Below are 22844 nucleotides of genomic sequence, written 5' to 3' on the forward strand. Positions count from 1 at the left end.
CGCTCAAATGCGGAGGGGAGCATGGGGACTGAGCGCTTCTACCGGACGTTGTTCATCTCTGACGTGCATCTCGGCACACGCGCGTCCCAGGCCGATATGCTGCTCGACTTTCTGAAGCACACCGAGGCGGAAACCATCTACCTCGTAGGCGACATCCTTGATTTCTGGCGCATCAAGCGCGGCGCGGTCTGGCCGCAGACCCACAACGACGTGCTCCAGAAGCTGCTGCGCAAGGCGCGCAAGGGCACCCGCATCATCTACATCCCGGGCAACCACGACGAAGGCATCCGCGATTACGCGGGCATGCACTTCGGCGGCATCGAGATCGAACGCCAGGCGATGCACACGACAGCCGACGGGCGCCGCTTCATCGTCCTTCACGGCGACGAGTACGACGTGGTCGTGCGCTACGCCCGCTGGCTCGCTTTCCTCGGAGACCGCGGCTACGAGTTGGCCCTGTGGTCGAACTGGCCACTGAACTTCATCCGCCGCCGCCTGGGCCTCGGCTACTGGTCGCTCTCGGCATACCTGAAGCATCGCGTGAAGACGGCGGTAAGCTTCATCGGAGAGTTCGAGAAGAACCTCGCCGAGGAAGCCCGCCGTCACGACGTGGACGGCGTCATCTGCGGCCACATCCATCACGCGGCGAGCCGAGACATCGACGGCGTGCATTACATCAACACCGGAGATTGGGTTGAGAGCTGCACGGCGATCGGAGAAGGCCCGTCAGGAGAGCTGGAGCTGATCCGCTGGCATGACGTCTTGCGCGAGCGCGAAGCACAGTCCCTCCCGGATCCGGCCCTTCAGGCGGCGTAATGCGGCTACTCCTCGCAACCGATGCGTGGGCTCCTCAGATCAACGGCGTCGTGCGGACCTACCAGCGTCTCGCGCTCGAGTTGCGCCGGCTGGAATGCGAGCTGATCGTACTCGGCCCGGAAAACTTCCGCTGCGTGCCGTGCCCGAGCTATCCCGAGATCGGCCTCGCCATCCCTGACCGCAAACGCTGCGCAACCCTGATCGACGAAGCGCGGGCGGAGGCCATCCACATCGCAACCGAGGGACCTGTCGGCTGGATGGTCCGCGCCTACTGCCGGCGCCGTGCCCTGCCCTTCACCACCAGCTTCCACACGCGGTTTGCCGACTACGTGAGCGCCCGCTGGCCCATCCCCGAGCGTTGGGTCTACGCCGCGCAACGGCACTTTCACGCGCCGAGCGCCGGCGTGATGGTCGCAACCAAGAGCTTGGCGGCCGACCTCGACCAGCGCGGCTTCGACCGCATCCTGCCCTGGACCCGCGGGGTCGATACGGAGCTATTCCGCCCGCGCCCCGCGCGCCTCTTCGGCAACGGCCAGGTTTTCCTCTACGCGGGCCGCGTCGCGATCGAAAAGAATATCGAGGCCTTTCTGCGCCTCGATATTCCGGGCACCAAGGTTGTGGTCGGCGACGGTCCACAGCTCGCCGAACTCGAAGCGCGCTATCCGCAAGTTGTTTTCACAGGCGTCCGCGAAGGCCAGGACCTCGCCGATTGCTACGCCTCCGCCGACGTCTTCGTGTTCCCGAGCCTAACGGACACGTTCGGCATGGTCATGCTCGAGGCCATGGCCTGTGGCGTGCCGGTGGCCGCCTTCCCCGCGATCGGTCCCAAGGATCTGATAGCCCCCGGCATTTCCGGCATCCTGTCGGACGACCTGGGCGCCGCGGCTGTTTCCGCACAAAGCCTCGACCGCGCCCGGGTCCGTCAGGCGGCGCTGGCGTTCACCTGGGAAGCCGCGGCTAAGCTGTTTCTCGCGAATATCGAGAGCGCCCTCGCGCTGACGCGCCAGCGCGACGAGAACGCTATCCGACGCATTCAAATGGGCCGCGCCCGCGCCGTCTAAGTCCAGCATTCCATTCGATCAAATAGGCCTTACGTCATTCGTAAGGTTGGGATGGGAATTTGGACTGGCGACCGAGTCGGAATTGGCTATGCTCTAGAGCCTTCCGGGAAGACCTGCCTTGAAAGGCGCAAGCGGATCAGCATGTGTGTCCGCAATGCGCTCGGGCGTACGGCGAGATCAGGCTGTTGATGCCATTGCGTTCATGGATCAGCTGGGCCCTTCCAATCCTTATTCTGGGCTGCGGCTTCACCGGAGAAACCGCAGCCAAATGTCGGATGAAAAACCCCGACACCTCGATCAGCGGCATCGTCCTGACCAACCGCGACAGCGCCATCAAGGTAGTCGGCGCCAACGCGAAGATCGAAGAGAGCGAGGACGATCTCCCACACGCACGCTTTGTCTCGACGAACGGCGCCGAGGAGCTGGTCCTGTTTTCTCACTATGGTGCTGACGACGACGAGTACGCCGAAGTCGAGGTACGCGAAGCGAGCACCGAGGCCCTGACGCTACCCGACCTGCCGATCGAAAAATTCAGAACCGGGCAAGGCATTGAGCTCGGCATGAGCGTGCGCGACGTGCAGTCCCGCTTCGGGACCTGCTTCAAGACGCATCAGAAGACCGGCAACGAGCTGTTCTTCGAGTACGAGATCGCGAACGCCGACAAGGACCCGGAGCTCAAGGCCTTCGGATATCCCGTCTACTACGCAGAGTATGAATTCCAGCACGGCAAGCTTACGCGCTTCCGTTTCGGCTTCGCATACCCCTGATACCGGCAATGCGTTGCCTGCTCCGGCCTAGGGCCGGAGAGGTCGACGCAAGACGATGTCTTGCCTCGACCAACCCCTTCTGAAGATCAGATAAAAAACGTCTCGAGCGGCGCGGGCACTCAGAGTGCCGGCGCCCTGTTCGCGAAGCGCCTTAGCGCGGGCGGCGCGGACCACCGCCGGGACCGACCGAGGACGGCGGCGGGCCAGAGCGCGTGTCCTTGTGACGGAAGTTGATGCGGCCTTTCGTAAGGTCATAGGGCGTCATTTCGACGGTGACCTTATCGCCGGCCAGAATACGGATGCGGTTCTTCTTCATGCGCCCGGACGTATAGGCGATGACTTCATGTCCATTGTCGAGCTTCACGCGGCAGCGGGCGTCCGGCAGAACCTCCTCCACCACGCCTTCGAACTCGAGCATCTCTTCCTTCGCCAATTCATACTCCTTGGCTGGCCAGGATCGCGGCAGAGCCGATCAACCGGCGAATGCAAAGATAAACGGGGAGCAGAACGTTCCGCTCCCCGTTCCTGAAAAACTCTGTCTTGGCTCAGAGCGGACGCAGGTTGACGGCAGCGATCTTGCCGTTGCGCCCACGCTCAGTCTCGTAAGCGATCTTCTGTCCCTCACGAAGGGTTTGCAGACCGGCGCGCTCCACGGCCGAAATGTGCACGAACACATCAGCACCACCTTCTTCGGGCTGAATGAATCCGTACCCCTTCTGACCGTTGAACCACTTTACCGTGCCGTTCGCCATTATAGTGCCTCCAAAGCAAGTCATATCTCCGGACCCGATGACCGGAGATGTCATCAAATCGCGCGATGGAGACTTCCAGTTTCAGCGTGGCCCGCTGTCGCAGAGTGAACCAAGGCGTGTTCGATGGCCCTATATGGCCCGCCTTTTCTATAAAGGCAAGATGTTGTACCGGGTTCGAAGACTACGATCACCGGTCCACCATGAGTACTAGAAATTGAACGGCACGAGCAAATAATGATCGCGCGCCGGTAAGTTTCCACCCCCTGCATGGACTACCCATCTCCATGCTGTAACTGTCATATTTTATGCAACCGCAAGCTTAAGCATTCCAGAGATTACGCTAAGCAACGCCCCTAAAGTTTTGTCGTCATTACAGGATTTCTGAAACGGCAAGCCGTTCCTCGCGGGATGCTCCGGTAGAACGGCGAAACCTCCGTATTGCAAAAGGAAAGGCCCACCCGTATAAGTCGCCGCGGAGCCGCCCGGCGGGGCATGCCGTGGCGGCTTTCATGCTTTTGACGATCCGCGGATTCCGCAAAAAGCAGCCCTTTCTCCCGCGCCTTCCGGGCGTGGTGAGCCGTGGGGCCGCCCGCCGTTCAGGCCGGGCATGCGGGACCGCTTCCATATGAAGGAGAGCAAAATGCCCAAGTTGAAGACCAAGAGCGGCGCCAAAAAGCGCTTCAAGATGACGGGCACAGGCAAGGTTAAGGCCGCGGCCCAGGGTAAGCGGCACGGCATGATCAAGCGTCACGCGAAGTTCATTCGCGACGCGCGGGGCACCATGGTGCTCAACGACAGCGACGCCAAGATCGTCAAGAAATACATGCCCTACGCCCGCTGAGCTCGTCTTTCGAGCCCAGCCTACCCCTTTGTTCCGTCATCTAAGGAAGCAAACCCATGGCACGCGTAAAGCGCGGTGTAACCGCCCACGCCAAGCACAAAAAGGTTCTGAAGGCCGCCAAGGGCTATTATGGCCGCCGCAAGAATACGATCCGCATCGCCAAGCAGGCCGTCGAGAAGGCTCTGCAGTACGGCTATCGCGACCGCAAGCGCAAGAAACGCACGTTCCGCGCGCTCTGGATCCAGCGCATCAATGCCGCCACCCGCGAGCACGGCCTGACCTACGGCCGATTTATCTTCGGCCTCTCGAAGGCCGGGATCGAGATCGATCGCAAGGTGCTGGCAGACCTCGCCGTGCATGACGCGGCTGCGTTCAAGGCGCTCGTCGATCAGGCTTCCGCTGCTGCCGGCAAGGCCGCGGCTTAAGCCCTTCTTCCTGTCATCCCGGCCGCGGCGCACGTGTGCGCCACGCCGGGGTTCAGGGCTCGCCACGGACTGGCGCGGCTGCCCTGGATCCCAGCCCATCGTGCGGGCCAGCACATCGCACTTGACTTCACCTCCAAGCTCGAACGCCTTGGCCGCGCGATGTCCGGGATGACACCCTGAGATCGTATGAAGCGATGAAATGAGGCGCGTGATGTCTGGCACATCCGAACTCGAAACGCTGAAGGCCGAGTTGCTGGCCGAGATCGCAAACGCTGGCGACCTCGCGGCCATCGAGGCCGTCCGCGTCGCGGCGCTCGGCAAGAAGGGGCGCATTGCCGAGCAGATGGCCAAGCTCGGCAAGTTGCCGCCTGACGAGCGCAAGGCTTTCGGCGCGGCCACCAACGCCGTCAAAGATGCCGTCGCACAGTCACTGGAGGCGCGTCGCGCCGATCTCGAGGCGACTGCGCTGGAAGCGCGCCTCGCAAGTGAGCGCGCCGACGTCACGCTGCCCGTGCGGCCGGGGCCGGAAGCGCTCGGCCGCATCCATCCGGTGAGCCAGGTGTTCGACGAGTGCGTCGAGATCTTCGCCGATCTCGGTTTCGACGTCGCCGAAGGACCGGACATCGAAACCGACGAGATGAATTTCGGCAAGCTCAACATCCCGCCGGAGCATCCCGCGCGCCAGGAGCACGACACCTTCTACTTCCCGCCGAAGCCCGACGGCTCGCGGCTGGTGCTGCGCACGCACACGAGCCCCGTGCAGATCCGCACCATGGAAAGCCGCAAGCCGCCGATCCGCATCATCGCGCCGGGCCGCGTCTACCGCTGCGACAGCGACCAGACGCACACGCCGATGTTCCACCAGATCGAGGGCCTCGTCATCGACGAGACCACTCATATGGGCCACCTGAAATGGGTGCTCGAGGAATTCTGCAAGGCGTTCTTCGAAGTCTCGGACGTGAAGATGCGCTTCCGCGCTTCGCACTTCCCCTTCACCGAGCCCTCGATGGAGGTCGACATCGGCGCCGAGGCCATTGGCAAGCCGGGACAGTGGCTCGAGATCCTTGGCTGCGGCATGGTGCACCCGAACGTGCTCCGCAACTGCGGCCTCGACCCCGAGCGCTACCAGGGCTTCGCCTTCGGCATGGGCCTCGACCGCCTTACGATGCTGAAATACGGTGTGCCGGATCTGCGCGCCTTCTTCTCCGCAGACCTGCGCTGGCTGCGCCACTACGGCTTTTCCGTGCTCGACGTGCCGACCCTCGCCGGCGGCCTCTCGAGCTGAGGAGCATCCCATGAAATTCACGCTGTCCTGGCTCAAGGACCATCTCAAGACGACCGCACCGGTCGACGAGATCGTAACCAAGCTGTCGGCCATCGGCCTCGAGGTCGAAAGCGTCGAGGATCCGGCCGCCAAGCTCGGCGCATTCCGTGTCGCGCGCATCGTCGATGCAAAGCGGCATCCCAACGCCGACAAGCTGCAGATCGTCATGGTCGAGGTCGAAAAGGGCAAGCCCCCGCTCGAGGTCGTCTGTGGCGCCCCCAATGCGCGCACCGGCCTCGTCGGCGTGTTCGCCCCGCTCGGCACTTTCATTCCAGGCTCCGGCATCACGCTCGAGAAAAAGCCCGTGCGCGGCGTCGTCTCGAACGGCATGATGTGCTCGGCAGCCGAGCTCGAGCTGTCCGACGATAGCGCGGGCATCATCGAGTTGCCCGAGGAGCTGGCCGAGCGTGTCGGCGACGCCTACATCAACGCCGTCGGCCTCAACGATCCCGTATTCGAGGTCAAGCTGACGCCGAACCGGCCCGACTGCACGGGCGTCAGAGGCATTGCGCGCGATCTCGCCGCGGCCGGTATCGGCACGCTGAAGCCCGAGAAGGCCATCTCAGGCGTCGAAGGCGCCTTCGACAATCCCGTGGCCATCAAGCTCGAGTTCCCAAAGAGCGCCAAGGATGCCTGCCCGGTGTTTGCCGGCCGCCTCATCAAAGGCGTCAGCAACGGCCCATCGCCCGATTGGCTGCAGAACCGCCTGCGCGCCGTTGGCCTGAGGCCCATCAACGCCCTCGTCGACGTTACGAACTACATCAGCCAGGATCGCGGCCGCCCGCTGCACGTCTACGATGTCGACAAGCTCAAGGGTGCCGTACGCGCGCGCCTCGGCAAGGCCGGTGAGACATTCCTCGGCCTCGACGACAGGGAACACGTCGTCGACGACACGATGTGCGTGATCGCCGACGACAGCGGCCCGCTCGGCCTCGGCGGCATCATCGGGGGCGATGCCTCAGGCTCCACCGACGCCACCAAGAACGTGTTGATCGAGAGCGCCTACTTCGATCCCGTGCGTACGGCCGCCACCGGCCGCAAGACAGGCCTCGTCACCGACGCGCGCTACCGCTTCGAGCGTGGCGTCGATCCCGAGAGCGTGCTTCCGGGCCTTGATCTTGCGACACAGATGATCCTGAAGCTCTGCGGCGGCAAGCCGTCGAAGGCCACCGTCGCCGGCAAGGTCCCCGACACGCGACGCGCCATCGTGTTCGATCTCAACCGCGTCGAGAAGCTCTCCGGCCTCTCGCTTCCCGCCAAGGACATCACGACCATCCTCGAGACGCTCGGTTGCGTGCTCGTCGGCGACGGCAACGTGATCGAGGTCACGCCGCCGTCCTGGCGCCCGGACATCCATGGCCCCGCAGACCTCGTCGAGGAGGTCGTCCGCATCACCGGCATCGATCGCATCCCGGCAACCGCCCTGCCGCGCACGAGCGGCGTCGCGCGCCGCGTGCTGACCGATACGCAGAAACGCGCGCGCCGCGCCCGGCGCGTGCTCGCGGCCCGCGGCCTCGTCGAAGCGGTCACGTGGTCGTTCCTTCCGAAGCCGCAAGCAGAGCTGTTTGCGGCCGGCACGTCGCTCGTCGAGTTGGACAACCCGATCTCGGTGGACCTTGCCGTGATGCGGCCGAGCCTGTTGCCCGGCCTGCTGACGGCCGTCGAGCGCAACCGCAACCGCGGCTTCGCCGACGTCGCGCTGTTCGAGCTGGGCCAGGCCTATCGCGGAGACCGCCCCGAAGACCAATTCCTCTCGGCCGCCGGCGTCCGCGCCGGCACCGCAAATCTTTCCGGCGGCGACCGTCACTGGGACGGCAAGGCCGAGTCCGTCACCGTCTTCGACGCCAAGGCCGACGCCGTCGCGACCCTCGCGGCGCTCGGCCTCGACGTCACCAAGGCGCAGATCACGCGCGACGCGCCGGCTTGGTATCACCCGGGCCGCTCCGGCACGCTGCGCCTCGGCCCCAAGGCCGTGCTCGCCCACTTCGGCGAGGTGCACCCTGGCACGCTCGCGGCGCTGGACGTCGCCGGCCCCGTGGTCGCCTTCGAGGTGTTCCTCGAGGCGCTCCCACCAGAGAAGCGCAAGTCACGCGCCAAGGCGCCGCTTGCCGCCTCCGATCTTCTGCCCGTCCGGCGTGACTTCGCGTTCGTCCTCGATAAGAGCGCCAATGCGGGTGACGTCGTCCGCGCCGCGCTCGGCTCGGACAAGGCGCTGATCTCCGCCGTGACCGTGTTCGACGTCTTCGAAGGCGGCGCGCTCGCTTCCGAGGGCAAGAAATCGGTCGCCATCGAGGTGACGCTGCAGCCCAGCGCCGAGACCCTGACCGACAAGGAGATCGAGGCGGTCGCCGAGAAGGTCATCGCCGACGTCAGGAAAGCGACCGGCGGCGAGATCCGCAGCTAAAGGTCTTGGTTACCCTGCTGGAACACAAGAGCGGCGGCGTGTTTCGGCGCGCGCCAGCGGTTCCCGCATGGCTGCTCTATCCGATATTCTATCGCCCCGACCCGCCCATTCCTGCTAGAAGACTGCGCCAATCATGTGCGGGAGACACGAGATGGTTGCTGATGACACCATGACAACAAACGAAGGCGCGGCTCCCCTGGTGCTGCCGAGGCCCGACCTGCATCACATCGTCATCGTGGGAGGTGGCGCGGGCGGACTGGAACTCGCAACCCGGCTCGGCAACAAGCTCGGCAAGGACGGCTGGTTCCGCCGCCGCAAGGCTGCGATCACGCTGGTCGACCGCTCTCGCACCCACATCTGGAAACCGCTTCTTCACGAGATCGCAGCCGGCAGCATGGACGTCGACCGCCACGAGGTCGAGTACCAGGCGCACGCCCACTGGCACGGTGTCAAATTCCGCTACGGCGAGATGATCGGCCTCGACCGCTCAAAGAAGCTCGTGCACCTCGGCCACACCGTCGACGAGGACGGCCGCGAGATCACGCCTGACCGTTGGGTCCCCTACGACACGCTGATCATCGCCATCGGCAGCGTGTCCAACGACTTTGGCGTGCCGGGCGTCAAGCAGCACGCCATGATGCTGGACACGCCCGAGCAAGCCGAGCGCTTCAACCGTCGTCTGTTGAATGCCTGCGTGCGCGCCAATACGCAGCCTGATCCGATCCGTCCCGATCAGCTGCACGTCGCTATCATCGGCGCCGGCGCAACGGGCACGGAGCTGTCCGCCGAGCTGCACGGCACGGCGCGCGGCGTGGTGGCCTTCGGTCTCGACAAGATCGATCCCGAGAAGGACATCAAGATCACGCTGATCGAAGCAGCCGATCGCATCGTCCCGGCGCTACCGCCGCGGATCTCCGAGGCAACGACGGAGATCCTGCAGAAGCTGAACGTCGACATCCGCACCAGCGCACGCGTCACCGAGGTCACCGCCGAAGGCGTGAAGCTCGCCAACGGAGACTTCATTGGCTCCGAGCTTGTGGTCTGGGCGGCCGGCGTCAAGGGCCCCGACGTGCTCGCAAACCTGGATGGTCTCGAGGTCAGCCGCTCGACCCAGCTCGTCGTCAAGCCGACACTCGAGACGACGCGCGACCCCAACGTCTTCGCCTTCGGCGACTGCGCCTATCTCGTGCCGCCGGGCGAGACCTACCCCGTTCCGCCACGGGCGCAGGCGGCGCACCAGCAAGCGTCCCACCTCGTCAAGCAGATGAAAGCACGCCTGCGCGGCGAGCCGCTGAAGCCGTTCAAGTATCGCGACTTCGGCTCGCTGGTCTCGCTGGGCCATTATTCGACGGTCGGCAGCCTCATGGGCTTCGTCACCGGCCGCAAGATGATCATCGAGGGCTTCGTAGCCAAGCTGATGTACCGCTCGCTCTACAAGATGCACGAGACGGCGCTGCACGGCTATTGGAAGGTGGCGTTGGATTCGGTCTCGCGGCTCTTGACGCGCCGCACCGAGCCGCATGTCAAGCTGCACTGACGATCGCGAAATCGACCGGAAGCGATCCGCATATCGCTTCCGGTCCCCCCGGGGTTTCGCCGAACCTCACGGCTTCACGATCACGCCCCACGGCAGCCGGCCGACGGGCACCGACTTCTCTGGCTTCAGCGTCGCCACGTCGACGATTGTCATATCGTTGGTTAGACCGTTGGCGACATAGAGCTTGTCGCCCTCGGGGCTCAGCGCCATGTGCCACGGCCGCTGCCCGACCAGGATGTAGTCCTTGACCTTGTAGGTCGCCACATCGACGACGGCAACGCGATTGGCCGGTCCCAGCGCCACGAACGCCGTCTTGCCGTCCTTCGTGAACCGCACGCCGACCGGCTGGATCAGCTCACGCCGCACGCCCGGAATCTCGAACCCGAACTTCTTGGCAATCTTCTTCGTCGCGGGATCGATGACCGCCACCGTGCCGCCGATCTCCGCAGTCACCCACACGAGCTTGCCGTCCCGCGTGAACTCTGCAACGCGCGGGCGCGTGTCGACCAGGATGTTCGCCGTCACCTTGAACGTCTTGTTGTCGATGAAGTGCGCCATGCTGGTCTGCTCGGACGTCGCCACCGTGAACGTGTTGTCCGGCGAGACCGCCATACCTTCGGGCTCGACGCCGACCGGGATCTCGGCCAGCACCTTGCCGCTCTCGCGCTCGAGCACCGTCACGTAGCCTTCGTCCTCGTTTGCGATATAGATGCGCTCGCCCGGCGGATCCACATCGAGCAGCTCCGGATCCGGCCCCGAGTCCAGCGTGCGCACGATCTCGAGCGTCTCCGTGTCGACCACGTCGAGCCGATTGTCATCGCCCACGCAGATGAGCAGCTCCTTCATGTCCGGCGTCAGAACCATGCCGCGCGGCCGCGCACCCGTCTCGAGCGTCTTGATGACATTGAGCGTCTCGCTATCGATCACCGTGACGGTATTGTCTTTCTCGTTGGAAACGAAGATCGTCGCCGCGAAAGCTGGCCCGCCGGCCAGCGTGAGAGCAGCCGCCGCACAGGCTGCGGCCGCGGAAAAGCGCTTCATGGTCGTCCTCTCCGAGTAGCAGTCTCTTATTTTTCGAACCGGCACTTCGTTTCAGGCTCGTCGAAGCCCATGGTGTCGGTGAGAAACTTCTGATGCAGGAACCCGTCCTGCGGCGAGATCGAAACCAGCGTGCGCGGGCCCGAGAGCAGGATCGGCTGGCGCATCTGATGGTCCCACTTGCGGAACGTCAGTCCGACGCCCTTGAAGCCTGCCACCTCGAACTCCGGCGAAAGAATGCGCTCCTTGACGGCCCCTATCCTGTTCTGGCCTGTTCGCGTTACAGCCTCGCCCACGACGCGGACGCCGAGCCAAGCCGTGAAATCGCGCTCCGTCATGAAGCGATCGGCCTGCTTCTCGAAACGGTTCTGGAGTTGCGTGCCGGCATACTGCTCGAACGAGCGGTGCCAGGCCACGGCTTGCAATCCTTGCGAGCCCACCACGGGCCGCGGTTCGTAGGTGCGAAACAGCAGATAGTCGCCAAATGCTTCGCCCGCGTCGGCGACAAAAATGACGTCATACTCGGGCGCCCCCTGCGTCAGCATCGGCATCTGCGTCTGAATCTGCTGGTGCCCCGAATCCGTGCGCCGCGAGCCGGCATCGAACTCGTACGAGCGCTCCTCGACGATCTTGGCACCGAACTTGTTGGCCGCCCGGCGGATCGCAGCCAGATACTCCACATCCCCCGGCGTCGTGCCGTGCACCACGAACCAGCGGCGCCACTTCTTCCACGAGAGGTATTGCGCAAGCGCGTCGGCACGCATCGCCCAGTTCGGGATGATGTGGAAGATATTGCTCCGGCATTCCTCCTGCCGAAGCTCATCACGGCTCGACCGAGTGTTGAAAATAACAGCGTCCCGCGCTTCCGGCAGATCCGCCACCGCTAAAAGGTCCGATGGCTCGAGGTCCGCCACGATCAAACCGTTGCTGTTGGCCAGTTGAGCCTTGACCAACGGCACAACGTCCTCGGTCGATTTCGCCACCACCTCAACGAGCTCGAAGTGCTGCTCGATGAGCCGGCCGGTCATGTTGTTTTCTTTGATCGCGAGCCGCGCCCCCTGCACGCCCTCGTCCTTGAGCGGTTTGTCGAGCAGCGACAGCGGCAACGGCTCGGGATACCGCTTGCCGACATAGACGATCTTCGTGACAAGCGCGCCGGGAGGCGCCTCGCTGGGCGCTTCGGGGATGGCGACGGCTGTTGTCGCCGCCAGCCAACCGAAAACAAGAATTACAGCGGCCGCCGAACCGAGTTTCACTTTACTGGCCATAGTCACGAGCCGCTGCCTCCTTACCTCACCAAGTGATCTTTTCCTTGCGCCCGCCCCAGACTGAGCGGATCCAGGCGACGGCCTTCCAAATCCTGTCCGAGTCGTCGACGATATCCTTGTAGGGAGGCATCGGACCCACGACGCCTTCCTGGCCCTTGCGCGCATAGCCCGCGGCCTGAAGGTCCTTGCTGCCCAGAACGATCAGGCGGAACAGCGTGTCGTCATCGCCGCCATAAACCCAGGTTTCATTCGTGAGCGGTGGACACATTCCGCCCCCACCGCCGCCGCCGTGGCAGCCGTTGCAGGACAAGCCCATGTAGATCTTGTGGCCTTCTTTGACGATTTCCGGATCCTTCCAATCGAAGGGATTTTTGAGCGTCCCCTTCTCTGCGCCGTTCACCACGTCGATCGGCGATTTCTTCCCAGCGCCGGAGGCTGCGGATGCTGCCGCGTCCTCCGCCTTTTCGGCAGGCGCCGGCTCATCGGCTGAATGGGAAGCGCCCACCAGCGCTCCGCTTGAAATCGCTGCTGCAAGCATCAGCGTTAGGAAATGACTTCTCACGTTCCGATCCCTCGTCATCTGTTTCTTCCGCGCCTCGATGGTGTAGGTCCGAGCGGCGGTGAGGCCTTCCGCCGTCCGCTCCTCCGTGCTTGCAGAGATGCCTGATGAGACAGCGCCGCGATGCGCTGCCGAAAGCCCACCCTCAAAGCTTCTCCTTTCCGCCGCCTTTGTCGCTGTTGCGCGGCTGAGAACGCTCTGAGATCGTCTGTTGAAACAGCGTGATCGACTTCACCGCGTCGGGATTGAGATTGTCGCGCGCGAGATCGATCGCCGTTTTTCCGGCTTTGGATTTGAGGTTCGGATCGGCACCCGCCTCGAGCAGAAGGCCGATCATCGGAATGTTGCCCCGCGCCGACGCGATCATCAGCGCACTAATGCCCTGCGCGTTGACCGCATTGACGTTGGCGCCGCGCTCGATGAGCGCGGCCGCGATATCGGTCGAACGCAGCCCTTGCCGCCGCTCGATCTCCTTCGCGGCCTCACCGAGCGCCATCTGGCTCGCTGCCACCATGAGGGGCGTCACGCGATCGCTGCTTGCCACCGCATTGACGTTCGCGCCGAGTTCGATCAACGCCTTCGCCGCGAGATACTTGCCGCTCTCGATGGCGAGCGACAGCGGCCCGAACCCCCCGTCCACGGATGCCTCGATATCGGCCCCTGCCGCGATGAGTGCGCGAATGGACGGCACATGATTGCGCTCCGCGGCATGGATGAGGGCCGTGAAACCGTCGTTGTCGCGACCATCGACATCGGCCTTGAGCGAGATGAGCAGCGGGATGATCCGATCGTTGCGGTTGCGCGCCGCCGCCTGCAGCGCACCGTAGCCTTGCCCATCGCGGGCATTGATATCGGCGCCCTTTTCGACGAGGAAGCGAATCCGATCCTCGTCCGAGGCCAGCACCGCATTGGCGAGCTCCGCCTGCACGTCGGCCCCTTCCGCGAGCCACGCTTCAAGCCGCTCGCGCGTCACTCGTTGATCGGGCGACGGCTCGGCCTTCGGTCCTTCGCTGACATCGAACGGCTTCGTGTAGAAGCCATGAGACGGCAGATCACCGGGCACGACGCAGCGGCTGCATTTGACGAGCGGCACGCCGAAGTCGCGCAGGATCTTCTCGATCTCGACACGATTGGCCTCAAGCGCCCATTCGAGCGCGAACTTCAGCACCACGTTCGTCGGCTTGACCCCGAGCGCGAGGTCGAACTCGAGCGGCACGTCATCGTCCATAAGATTGACGGGCAGAACCGTGATCGGCTCGCCCCTCATCGTCTTGTACCAGCCGGCGAATGGTCCCCACGCGGCGGCCACGTCGAGCTTTCCGTCGAGAACCTGCTGCACCTGGTAGGTCGGCTGCTGCTCCGGGATGAGGTCGCCGTTGTGGCTCACGGTATGCAGCACGACGTTCGTGCTGTGGCCGCGCCGCTTCAGCACCTCGCGAATGGCAGAGGTCTGATACGCGCCGATCTTGAGATCCTTGAGCTTCGGGTCGTCGAGCCCCGTGAGATCGAGCCCGCGGTCGCTCCGCCAGGCCAGCACATAGGTCGTTCGATAAACCGGCGTCGTCGTCAGCACGCCGGCATAGACGCTCGGCATGTCGACCAGGATATCGCAATCGTTGGTATCGAACGTCTGCCGCGTGATACCGCGCTCGAGATACGGCCGCCAGAAGTTGACCACGTGCGTGCCCATGGAGCGGGCCAGCACATTCATAATCTTGTTTTGAAATCCCTCGTCCTTGCTGGAGGAGAGCGGCATGTTGCCGGGATCGCTGCACACCTTGAGCGGCCCGAGCGTCTTTTGCTCGAATGCCGTTTTGCCCGCCGCCCTGGCGGCTGTCTTTTCCGCTGCTGTGAGCTCGTCGAACTCCTTGTTGGCGCGAAAACCCGGATCGGCGGCCCATGTCGCCTGCCCGAGGAAGCTCAGCAGGACGCCCGCGGCCAGAGCCGGCGCGGCCTTGCGGAGCACCGAGGAACGGAACGACTGAACTATCACGCCTATCTCATGCATGCTGATTTTCATGAAACTCTATATCGTTGCACGCAATGGCGACAAGCAAACAAGGTCATTCGCGCTGATCAAGTTCCGTTGATCCCGCGCCAACCTTCCCGATCCGCGAAGGGAAAAACGCCCGGCACCGCGAGGCGCCGGGCGTTCTCCCGTCGTTAGGGGATCACTCGTAGACGCGGAACGTAAAGAGCGTTCCTGCCTGCGGGATCTTGTCGAGGTTGGCAGCCTTGGTCATCGCCGTCGCGCCGATCGCACCGAACTTGTCGTTGAGATCGAGACCTGCCGTGACCGGCACGCCGATCCAGCCGCCGATGCCGGCCAGAACCGAGACGTACTGCTTGCCGCCGACCTTGTAGGTGATCGGGTTGGCGATGATGCCGGAAGCGAGCTTGCGGCTCCAGAGCACCTTGCCGTCCTTACGGTCGACCGCGCGGAAGTCACCGCCAAGCGAGCCGTAGAACACGAGGCCGCCGTCGGTGACCATCGTGCCGCCCCAGTTCGGATAGGGATCCGGAATCTCCCAGTCCGCCTTGCCGGTCACGACGTCGAACTTCTTGACCTTGCCGGTCGTGCCGGGCTTCTCGGGATACATGTACACGTTGGCGAACACGTAGACCGTGCCCTGCTGCGTGTGCGTGCGCTCCTGCGGCTCAAGCTCCATGCACCAGTTGTTGGTGGGACAGTAGAACTTGTTCGGCTCCTTGGGGTCGACCGAGCAGGGCTGCTGATCCTTGCCGCCCATCGCCGACGGGCAGGCCGAGACGTTGCGGCCACGCTCGAGCGGCGAGTGCTCGCGCACCTTCACTGGACGACCGGTCTTGAGATCGACCTTTTCGGCCCAGTCAGTGGTTACGTACTTGTGCGCACGCAAGAGATCGCCGTTGGTGCGATCCATGACGTACACGAAGCCGTTACGGTCGAAGTGGACAAGCGCCTTCACCTTCTTGCCGTCGACGTCGAGGTCGTTGACGAGGATGTTCTCGTTGACGCCGTCATAGTCCCACTGGTCGAAGGGCGTCATCTGGTAAGCCCAGACGGCCTCGCCGGTCTCCACCTTGCGGGCGAAAATGGTCATCGACCACTTGTTGTCGAACTCGCCGGTGTTGCACTCCTCGTGGGTCTTCTTCGAGCAGCGATACGCGGGGCTCCAGAGACCCGGGTTGCCGGTCGAATAGTACACGATCTTCAGCTCGGGATCGTAGCTGAACCACGCCCAGGCCGCGCCGCCGCCGATCTTCCACTCTTCACCCACGTGCGTATGGATGCCGAGGTCCTTGCCGGCAGTGCCGTAATGCGGATTGGCCTTGTTCGTCTCGGGCGTCAGGCACACGTCCTTGTCCGAACCGGTCGAATGGCACTCCCAAACCTTCTTGCCATCTTCCAGGTTGTAAGCCGTGACGCGGCCGCGGGCCGCGAACTCGTCGCCACCGAAGCCGAGGATGACGAGATTGTCGGCGATCAGCGGTGCGCTGGTGCTCGTCTCGCCCTTCTCCGGCCACGCATGCTTGACGACCCAGACCTCTTTGCCGGTCGCCGCGTCGAGCGCGATCAGGAAGCCGTCGAGCGTGCCGTAGTAGAGCTTGCCGTTGGCGAACGCGGGACCGCGATTGACGGTGTCGCAACAGGCGCGCGGCACAGCCGACTCGTCACGGTCCGTCGTCTTGACGTAGTTCCAGATCTGCTTCGGGTTGTCGGGATCCGAAAGATCGAGGCCCTGCGCAATGTTGCACTGGGCCATGTTCGGACAGCCCGAGACGAAGAACAGCATCGGCTTGCCGCCAACGTCATCGATGAACAGCGGCTGGCCTTCGTGTCCGCGCAGCGCACCGGTCGACTGCGACCAGACCATCTGCAGCTTGCCGACGTTATCGGTGTTGATGTCGGCAAGCGTCGAGTGACGGGTCAACGCGTTGTCACGCCCCGGCGACGCCCACTGGTTGGGGTCGGCCGCGCGCTTCTCGACCTCATCGTTCGCGAGAGCAGGGGCGGAGAGCCCCAGCATCGCGAGCATGAGGCCGCCCCTGAGCAACCCTAGTTTATGGGTCATTTCGGTCTCCTCTCCTAGCTACGAGGGCTTGCAGCCTTGAGGCTCAGGCAAAGCACAACCGTGCGTTCCGCAAAGCCCGCGGTGACGGGCTATGCGAAGCGTCGGGCGTCGCGCAATGTGGCTTTACGGGCTCGATCGGGACTCTTGTCCGGGTCCCTTTGACTGAGGCCTGCTTGTGGAGGCAGGCGACTCGAAGTCCGATCGCTCGTGTGGCTCCCTGGCGTTCAAGAAACAAGCGCTGGCGAACACCGGGTGTGTCGCGACCTGATGCGGTCGGAACCCACGCGGGTAAGCTCACCAACAGAGCGCACGGTAGGGATGTTATACCAGAACAGCGAGGGGGCGATTTCCCATAATATCGGGGAGATCTTCCTGCTCACGAAGACGTGAAATCATCCGCAGGCATCGTTGCCGAGAACCGCCGCGCGGGAAAATTCTGCTGAATCAGCGACTATCGCCCGAAACCGAGCGAAGCAAGCTCGACCTGGCACTTGTGGCCGAGCTGGAAGTACTTGGCGAATACGCAGCGCTTCACCTTGGCGACGGTGGGATCCTTCCCGATGCAAAGGCGACGCACGTCGGTTTCGCAGGCGGCACGAAGCTGCGGCGTAACCTCGGGCGGAAGCTTGAAGTCCTCGGCACTGGCGGCACCCGCCACGACCAAACCCGCAAACGCAAACAGAGACCGGTTGCCTGCCATCTCACCCCCTCGTCATTCCACGGATCGAAAAGTCCTTTCACAGCACAATAAGGGCTAAATTGTGCGCCGCGGTAAGTCGATGGCAAGTAAATGTTAATCACGGAAAATGTGCCCATAGGGCCACAAAAACCAAAGGCCCACTCCCGCGAAAGGAGTGGGCCTTTGGTTGGAAAATCAGATTACGAATCAACGTTCGAACGGCTCGTCCAGCGGCCGCTCGCCTCCGCTGTGCCCGAAAGGCCAACCTCCGCGGACCCAACGGCCACGCCGGTGGAAACCGGGCAGGCAACGCCCGTACCGCCGAGACCGCAATAGCCGTGCGGAACCTTGGCCAGATACTGCTGGTGATAATCCTCGGCATAGTAGAGTTCAGGCGCCGGCAGGATCTCGGTTGTGATCTTCCCGAAGCCCGCAGCCGAGAGCCGCTGCTGGTAGGCCGCACGTGATGCCTCTGCCGCCTCGCGCTGCGCGTCCGAGAAGACGTAAATGCCCGAACGGTACTGCGTGCCAACGTCGTTGCCCTGCCGCATGCCCTGCGTCGGATCATGGCTCTCCCAGAACGTCTTGAGCAGCGTCTCGTAGCTCACGACCTTGGGATCGAACACCACGCCCACGACCTCGTTGTGCCCTGTGCGCCCCGTGCAGACTTCTTCGTAGGTCGGGTTGGGCGTGAAGCCGCCCGCATAGCCGACGGCGGTCACCCAAATACCGGGACCGAGCTCCCAGAACTTGCGCTCCGCACCCCAGAAGCACCCCAATCCGAACATCGCCGTCTCAAGGCCGGCCGGATAAGGGCCCTTGAGCGGCCGACCGAACAAGAAGTGCTCGGCCGCCGTCGGCGACGCCGTCTCGCGCCCCTTGAGCGCGGTCTCAGGCGTTGGCATCTCGGTCTTTTTCCTGGTGAACAGCATTTTGACACCTGGGTGAGAGTAGGTTGGATGGCCCCAATATGGGCGTTACAGGCGCGCCGTTGCAGAGGGGGGATTCGTCACATCTGCGTGCTGCCTTAGCTATGGGCGCGCAACGCGGAAAAAAGGAGAAGGGCATGGAAGTCCTCGGCTGGCTTGCCTCTGCGCTCTGGTCGATCGCCGCCGTTGTCTTGCAGCTCATCTGGTTCCTGATCAGCGGGTGGGTATCCACGCTCCTGCAGATCACGATACTGATCTTCGCGATCTACGGCCTGAAATATGGGTGGCGCCGCGCCCCGTTCGAGATCTCGCGGCGCACCGGCAGCTTCCTACGCTTCTTCTGGAATTGGATCCGCGCCCGCGAGCCCGACGCACGCCCGGACGTCGAGGTCCGCGAAGTCATCCGCGAGGTGAGGGTGCGCGAGTTCGGCGACGTCAATCTCTCGACCGTCATGTCGCTCGCGATGCTTACGGGCCTCGCCGCGTTGAGCACCCTTCCCTTAAGTCCCTAAGCGCGAGAGTTCACCGCTGCCGAATGGCCTCAAGGCTCGCCCGCGCGCGCAAAAGCGCCTTGTGCGCTGCATCGTTCGCGTCAAGCTGATCGACACCTGCCGCTTGGGCGGTCGCAATCATCTCGCGAAGCGCCGCAGCAAACGCCGCGTCGTCGCCTTTGATATCGCCGGCACACCACGCAGCGTCATAGCGGACCCAGACGGCTGCATCGCCCATGCCCGCAATGATTCGCCGGTCCAAGGCTCGCGGGTCGAGATCACGGCCGCCCTGCCCCATGAAGCGCAACGCCGTGAAGGCGACGCGGCGGACGAAAGCATTATCGTCGTCGAAGAAGCCGTCCATCGCCGCAAGCGCTTCATGACGATCGGGATGATCGGCCAGGCGCCGTGCCAGCGAGAAGATTTGCACCGGCATCGCGACGACCTGCTCACCGAGTTCCGCAGCCTCGTCCATGATCGCACGGATCTCCGCCGATAAAACCACCTCGGGGTCCGCATTCCTCGCGGCGCCCGCTTCAGAAACATGGATGCCCGCGGTCGCGATCAAGCCAAGAGCAAGAAGAGCGCCGGCCAACGTAACGTCGAAGGTTTCGAGATGGCTTGCAAACGCGCGCTGTCCAAGAAGCGCTCCAACGCCGACGCCAACAAGATAGAACACGCAGGCGAGCACAGCCTGGATCGGCAAGGTGACCATGAGACCTTTGAGCACCGCGCCCGGACCCTCGATACGGGCCAGCGCCCGCCATTGCGGGAGCTTGCCGCCGACGTAAAGCGTCGTAAAGCTCACAGTCAACAGAAGAACAATCCATGGGGAGCGATAAAGGACACCCGCGAAAATCGCCGCTCCGACGATCACAAGGCCCGAAACGATCCGCAACGCTCCAGCCATTCGCGCCCTTTCTCTAGCCTGTTAGCGTCGGTACTGTGCCGGTAAGCGATGAACACAATGTGTCTTCTGGTGCGGAGAACCCCCAGAGTCTGTGATGAGACAGGATTGGCGCGATCAGTCGCGATCTCGCGACAGCCGGATACGAAAGAAGCGCGCCAAGCCGGACCCAAAATGTCGGCTCACCGGACGGTTCGTCCTGCGACATGCGCATACGGGCTGGGTTATTCCGCACATGGGCCCCGACCAACTTGCATACAAACTCGCCGAAACACTCGAAGCCGAATCACTCCTGATTGGCCGCGCGACCTACGAGAGCTTCGCCGGCGGCTAGCCGCATCGCGAGGGCGAGTTCGCGGACAAGATGAAAGCGATGCCGAAGCACGTGGTCTCGACGACATTGAAGAACCCGTCGTGGAACAACACCAGCGTGATTGCCGACAACGTCGCCGCGGAAATCCAAAATCTCAAAGGCAGTGATGTGACCCCCATTGTTTATCCAGCTGGGACTGGAATCCGGTCGTCATTGAACGCTCCCGATGAGCGTCCTTCAAGGTCTTCGTTCTGCTGCCAGCACGCAGCGTAGCCGGCCGGCGTCAGCCAGCCGAGCTTCGAGTGCGGGCGGTGGTGATTGTAATCGTATCGCCAGGCTTCGATCAGCCGTCGAGCATCGCCGAGCGATCGGAACAGCGTCTCGTTCAGAAACTTCGTCCCGGAGCCGGGCGTTGAAGCTCTCCGCGAACGCGTTCTGCACCGGCTTGCCGGGCTGGATATACCGCCACGCAATGCGACGCTCGTCCGCCCAGGAGAGGATCGCGTTCGAGGTCAGCTCCGTGCCATTGTCGGAAAGCACCGCCTCCGGCCTGCCGCGCCAAGCGATGATGCGGTCGAGCTCCCGCGCCATGCGCGCACCGAAAGGTGAAGCCGCACTGCGAACGCAAAAACGCCGCCCAGGCGAAAAGCCAGGACGGCGTTTTGTGTAGCATGTGAAGAGGAATGATGAATTTTGTTTCGCGTCACGCTTCTGCAGACCTGGCGACGACCTACTCTCCCGCGTCTTAAGACGAAGTACCATCGGCGCTGGGGCGTTTCACGGCCGAGTTCGGAATGGGATCGGGTGCAGCCACCCCGCCATAATCACCAGGTCGGCGGAAGCGTGAGGCGAAATCTGGTCTTTCCGTGCTTGCTCCTACGCTCATCAGGCGGCGCTTTGATATCGCGCTCTTCGGACCGAAGGTCCGCGGGCCACAAGTGGCCCGGCGCGAGCGCCGCCCTGCCGGAGCGGCCAGCGCGCTGAAAGCGCGCTAAACGGCCGCGTGAGGCATTAGATGAGCATTGCTTAATGAGAGCGATCGAAGTTCGATCGAGCTATTAGTACCGGTAAGCTGCATACATTGCTGCACTTCCACACCCGGCCTATCAACGTTGTGGTCTACAACGGCTCTCAAGGGAGAACTAATCTCGAGGTGGGTTTCCCGCTTAGATGCCTTCAGCGGTTATCCCGTCCGCACATAGCTACCCTGCTGTGCCGCTGGCGCGACAACAGGTCCACCAGAGGTGCGTCCAACCCGGTCCTCTCGTACTAAGGTCAGATCCTCTCAATTCTCCAACGCCTACGGCAGATAGGGACCGAACTGTCTCGCGACGTTCTGAACCCAGCTCACGTACCTCTTTAAATGGCGAACAGCCATACCCTTGGGACCTGCTCCAGCCCCAGGATGAGATGAGCCGACATCGAGGTGCCAAACGATTCCGTCGATATGGACTCTTGGGAATCATCAGCCTGTTATCCCCGGCGTACCTTTTATTCGTTGAGCGATGGCCCTTCCACACAGAACCACCGGATCACTATGGCCGACTTTCGTCTCTGCTCGACTTGTCAGTCTCGCAGTCAGGCGGGCTTATGCCATTGCACTCGACGGTTGATTTCCGACCAACCTGAGCCCACCTTCGCACGCCTCCGTTACGATTTAGGAGGCGACCGCCCCAGTCAAACTGCCTGCCATACAATGTCCCGGAACCGGATAACGGTCCGCGGTTAGACAACCATGTTCATAAGGGTGGTATTTCACATTGCGGCTCCACAAGAGCTGGCGCCCCTGCTTCAAAGCCTACCACCTATCCTACACATGCAAACACGATTGCCAGTGTAAAGCTACAGTAAAGGTGCACGGGGTCTTTCCGTCTAACCGCAGGAACCCCGCATCTTCACGGGGAATTCAATTTCACTGAGTGTGTGCTGGAGACAGTGGGGAAGTCGTTACGCCATTCGTGCAGGTCGGAACTTACCCGACAAGGAATTTCGCTACCTTAGGACCGTTATAGTTACGGCCGCCGTTTACCGGGGCTTCGATTCAAAGCTTGCACTTCTCCTCTTAACCTTCCGGCACCGGGCAGGCGTCAGGCCATATACGTCGTCGTTGGACTTAGCATAGCCCTGTGTTTTAGGTAAACAGTCGCCACCCCCTGGTCTGTGCCCCGCCACCCTGGTTGCCCAGAATGACGGCCTGCTTATCCCGAAGTTACGCAGGTAATTTGCCGAGTTCCTTCAGCACACTTCGCTCAAGCGCCTTGGTATTCTCTACCAGTCCACCTGTGTCGGTTTCGGGTACGGTCTATGTGGGGGCTATTTCCTGGGGCACCTTCGCTGCTCGGGCAATCCGATAAGCCCAAACAACTTGCAGCGCCCGTCACTCACCCACTGGCCCACGAATATTGACGTGGTTCCCATCGACTACGGCTTTCGCCCTCGCCTTAGGGGCCGGCTAACCCTGCGCAGTTTAGCTTTACGCAGGAACCCTTGGACTTTCGGCGGGAGTGTTTCTGACACTCCTGTCGTTACTCATGTCTGCATTCGCACTTCCGATACCTCCAGGCGTCCTCACGGATCACCCTTCGCAGGCTTACGGAACGCTCCGCTACCACGTGCATTGCTGCACATCCGAAGCTTCGGTACGTGGCTTTAGCCCCGATACATTTTCGGCGCAGGAA

General features: G+C 62.9%; 19 protein-coding genes, 2 rRNA genes and 1 pseudogene (1 of these 22 running past the window's edge). 9 read left to right on the forward strand and 13 right to left on the reverse strand.

Translation table 11 applies throughout. The features are described from left to right. Nucleotides 1-21 precede the first annotated feature (21 nt). The 3 genes from CS1GBM3_RS12255 (at nt 22) to CS1GBM3_RS12265 (ending at nt 2644) form a co-directional block, all read left to right on the forward strand. Entirely contained in the window at nt 22-816 is a 795-nt protein-coding gene (locus CS1GBM3_RS12255; protein WP_171946489.1) for a UDP-2,3-diacylglucosamine diphosphatase, read from the forward strand. Next, nucleotides 816-1877: a glycosyltransferase family 4 protein gene (locus CS1GBM3_RS12260; RefSeq protein ID WP_072395631.1), complete on the forward strand. Its 1062-nt coding sequence runs from the start codon at nt 816-818 to the stop codon at nt 1875-1877. Before CS1GBM3_RS12255 ends, CS1GBM3_RS12260 begins: the two co-directional genes overlap by 1 nt. Before the next feature lie 275 nt (nt 1878-2152). Further along, nucleotides 2153-2644, forward strand: coding sequence for a hypothetical protein (locus CS1GBM3_RS12265; RefSeq protein ID WP_072395633.1), 492 nt, complete (start codon nt 2153-2155; stop codon nt 2642-2644). A gap of 151 nt (nt 2645-2795) precedes the next feature. Here the strand turns inward: CS1GBM3_RS12265 and infA are convergent, their stop codons facing one another. Both infA and CS1GBM3_RS12275 read right to left on the reverse strand, forming a co-directional pair. Beyond that, nucleotides 2796-3077: a translation initiation factor IF-1 gene (gene infA, locus CS1GBM3_RS12270; RefSeq protein WP_072395635.1), complete on the reverse strand. Its 282-nt coding sequence runs from the start codon at nt 3075-3077 to the stop codon at nt 2796-2798. A gap of 112 nt (nt 3078-3189) precedes the next feature. Next, nucleotides 3190-3396, reverse strand: coding sequence for a cold-shock protein (locus CS1GBM3_RS12275; RefSeq protein WP_072395637.1), 207 nt, complete (start codon nt 3394-3396; stop codon nt 3190-3192). A 640-nt stretch (nt 3397-4036) separates the two neighbouring features. Between CS1GBM3_RS12275 and rpmI the strand changes: the two genes are divergently transcribed. The 5 genes from rpmI (at nt 4037) to CS1GBM3_RS12300 (ending at nt 9927) form a co-directional block, all read left to right on the forward strand. Further along, entirely contained in the window at nt 4037-4237 is a 201-nt protein-coding gene (gene rpmI / locus CS1GBM3_RS12280) for a 50S ribosomal protein L35 (RefSeq protein WP_072397462.1), read from the forward strand. A 56-nt stretch (nt 4238-4293) separates the two neighbouring features. Further along, on the forward strand, nt 4294-4662 hold the full coding sequence (gene rplT / locus CS1GBM3_RS12285) for a 50S ribosomal protein L20 (protein WP_072395639.1): 369 nt from the start codon (nt 4294-4296) through the stop codon (nt 4660-4662). A gap of 211 nt (nt 4663-4873) precedes the next feature. Continuing rightward, nucleotides 4874-5947 carry a phenylalanine--tRNA ligase subunit alpha gene (gene pheS, locus CS1GBM3_RS12290; protein ID WP_072397463.1) on the forward strand — a complete coding sequence of 358 codons (1074 nt, stop codon included), beginning with the start codon at nt 4874-4876 and terminating at the stop codon, nt 5945-5947. Nucleotides 5948-5957: 10 nt separating this feature from the next. Further along, nucleotides 5958-8390 (forward strand): phenylalanine--tRNA ligase subunit beta, encoded by a 2433-nt coding sequence (gene pheT, locus CS1GBM3_RS12295; RefSeq protein ID WP_072395641.1) that lies wholly within the window; start codon nt 5958-5960, stop codon nt 8388-8390. Nucleotides 8391-8559: 169 nt separating this feature from the next. Then, entirely contained in the window at nt 8560-9927 is a 1368-nt protein-coding gene (locus CS1GBM3_RS12300) for an NAD(P)/FAD-dependent oxidoreductase (protein ID WP_072397464.1), read from the forward strand. 66 nt (nt 9928-9993) lie between these two features. Here the strand turns inward: CS1GBM3_RS12300 and CS1GBM3_RS12305 are convergent, their stop codons facing one another. From CS1GBM3_RS12305 to msrA, 7 genes are all read right to left on the reverse strand, one after another. Further along, nucleotides 9994-10968, reverse strand: a complete 975-nt coding sequence (locus CS1GBM3_RS12305; protein ID WP_072395643.1) for a PQQ-dependent catabolism-associated beta-propeller protein — start codon at nt 10966-10968, stop codon at nt 9994-9996. Between the two features lie 26 nt (nt 10969-10994). Next, a complete protein-coding gene (locus tag CS1GBM3_RS12310; RefSeq protein ID WP_072395644.1) occupies nt 10995-12233 on the reverse strand; it encodes an ABC transporter substrate-binding protein in 1239 nt (412 codons plus the stop codon). Between the two features lie 25 nt (nt 12234-12258). Continuing rightward, nucleotides 12259-12795, reverse strand: coding sequence for a c-type cytochrome (locus CS1GBM3_RS12315; protein WP_083567847.1), 537 nt, complete (start codon nt 12793-12795; stop codon nt 12259-12261). A 142-nt stretch (nt 12796-12937) separates the two neighbouring features. Next, nucleotides 12938-14800, reverse strand: a complete 1863-nt coding sequence (locus CS1GBM3_RS12320) for a quinoprotein dehydrogenase-associated putative ABC transporter substrate-binding protein (protein ID WP_072395646.1) — start codon at nt 14798-14800, stop codon at nt 12938-12940. 163 nt (nt 14801-14963) lie between these two features. After that, complete coding sequence (locus tag CS1GBM3_RS12325; RefSeq protein WP_072395647.1) at nt 14964-16847, reverse strand: PQQ-dependent dehydrogenase, methanol/ethanol family; 1884 nt, start codon at nt 16845-16847, stop codon at nt 14964-14966. A 451-nt stretch (nt 16848-17298) separates the two neighbouring features. Further along, nucleotides 17299-17547, reverse strand: coding sequence for a hypothetical protein (locus CS1GBM3_RS12330; protein ID WP_072395648.1), 249 nt, complete (start codon nt 17545-17547; stop codon nt 17299-17301). A 179-nt stretch (nt 17548-17726) separates the two neighbouring features. Beyond that, nucleotides 17727-18458 (reverse strand): peptide-methionine (S)-S-oxide reductase MsrA, encoded by a 732-nt coding sequence (msrA, locus tag CS1GBM3_RS12335; RefSeq protein ID WP_083567524.1) that lies wholly within the window; start codon nt 18456-18458, stop codon nt 17727-17729. Between the two features lie 134 nt (nt 18459-18592). Here msrA and CS1GBM3_RS12340 point away from each other — a divergent pair, with 134 nt between their 5' ends. Then, nucleotides 18593-18967 (forward strand): hypothetical protein, encoded by a 375-nt coding sequence (locus CS1GBM3_RS12340; protein ID WP_072395649.1) that lies wholly within the window; start codon nt 18593-18595, stop codon nt 18965-18967. A gap of 10 nt (nt 18968-18977) precedes the next feature. On the opposite strand, the gene CS1GBM3_RS12345 is transcribed toward CS1GBM3_RS12340, so the two are convergent. The 4 genes and pseudogenes from CS1GBM3_RS12345 to CS1GBM3_RS12360 all read right to left on the reverse strand — a co-directional run. Continuing rightward, nucleotides 18978-19856 (reverse strand): hypothetical protein, encoded by an 879-nt coding sequence (locus CS1GBM3_RS12345; protein ID WP_072395650.1) that lies wholly within the window; start codon nt 19854-19856, stop codon nt 18978-18980. A gap of 492 nt (nt 19857-20348) precedes the next feature. Beyond that, a pseudogene (locus CS1GBM3_RS12350) lies at nt 20349-20766 on the reverse strand (integrase core domain-containing protein); the annotation flags it as partial. Nucleotides 20767-20883: 117 nt separating this feature from the next. Beyond that, a 5S ribosomal RNA gene (gene rrf, locus CS1GBM3_RS12355) occupies nt 20884-20998 on the reverse strand. A 203-nt stretch (nt 20999-21201) separates the two neighbouring features. Further along, nucleotides 21202-22844: ribosomal RNA gene (locus CS1GBM3_RS12360) — 23S ribosomal RNA — on the reverse strand; it runs 1156 nt beyond the window's last position.

It is taken from the genome of Hyphomicrobium sp. CS1GBMeth3 (genome assembly GCF_900117455.1).
Classification (GTDB): domain Bacteria; phylum Pseudomonadota; class Alphaproteobacteria; order Rhizobiales; family Hyphomicrobiaceae; genus Hyphomicrobium_C.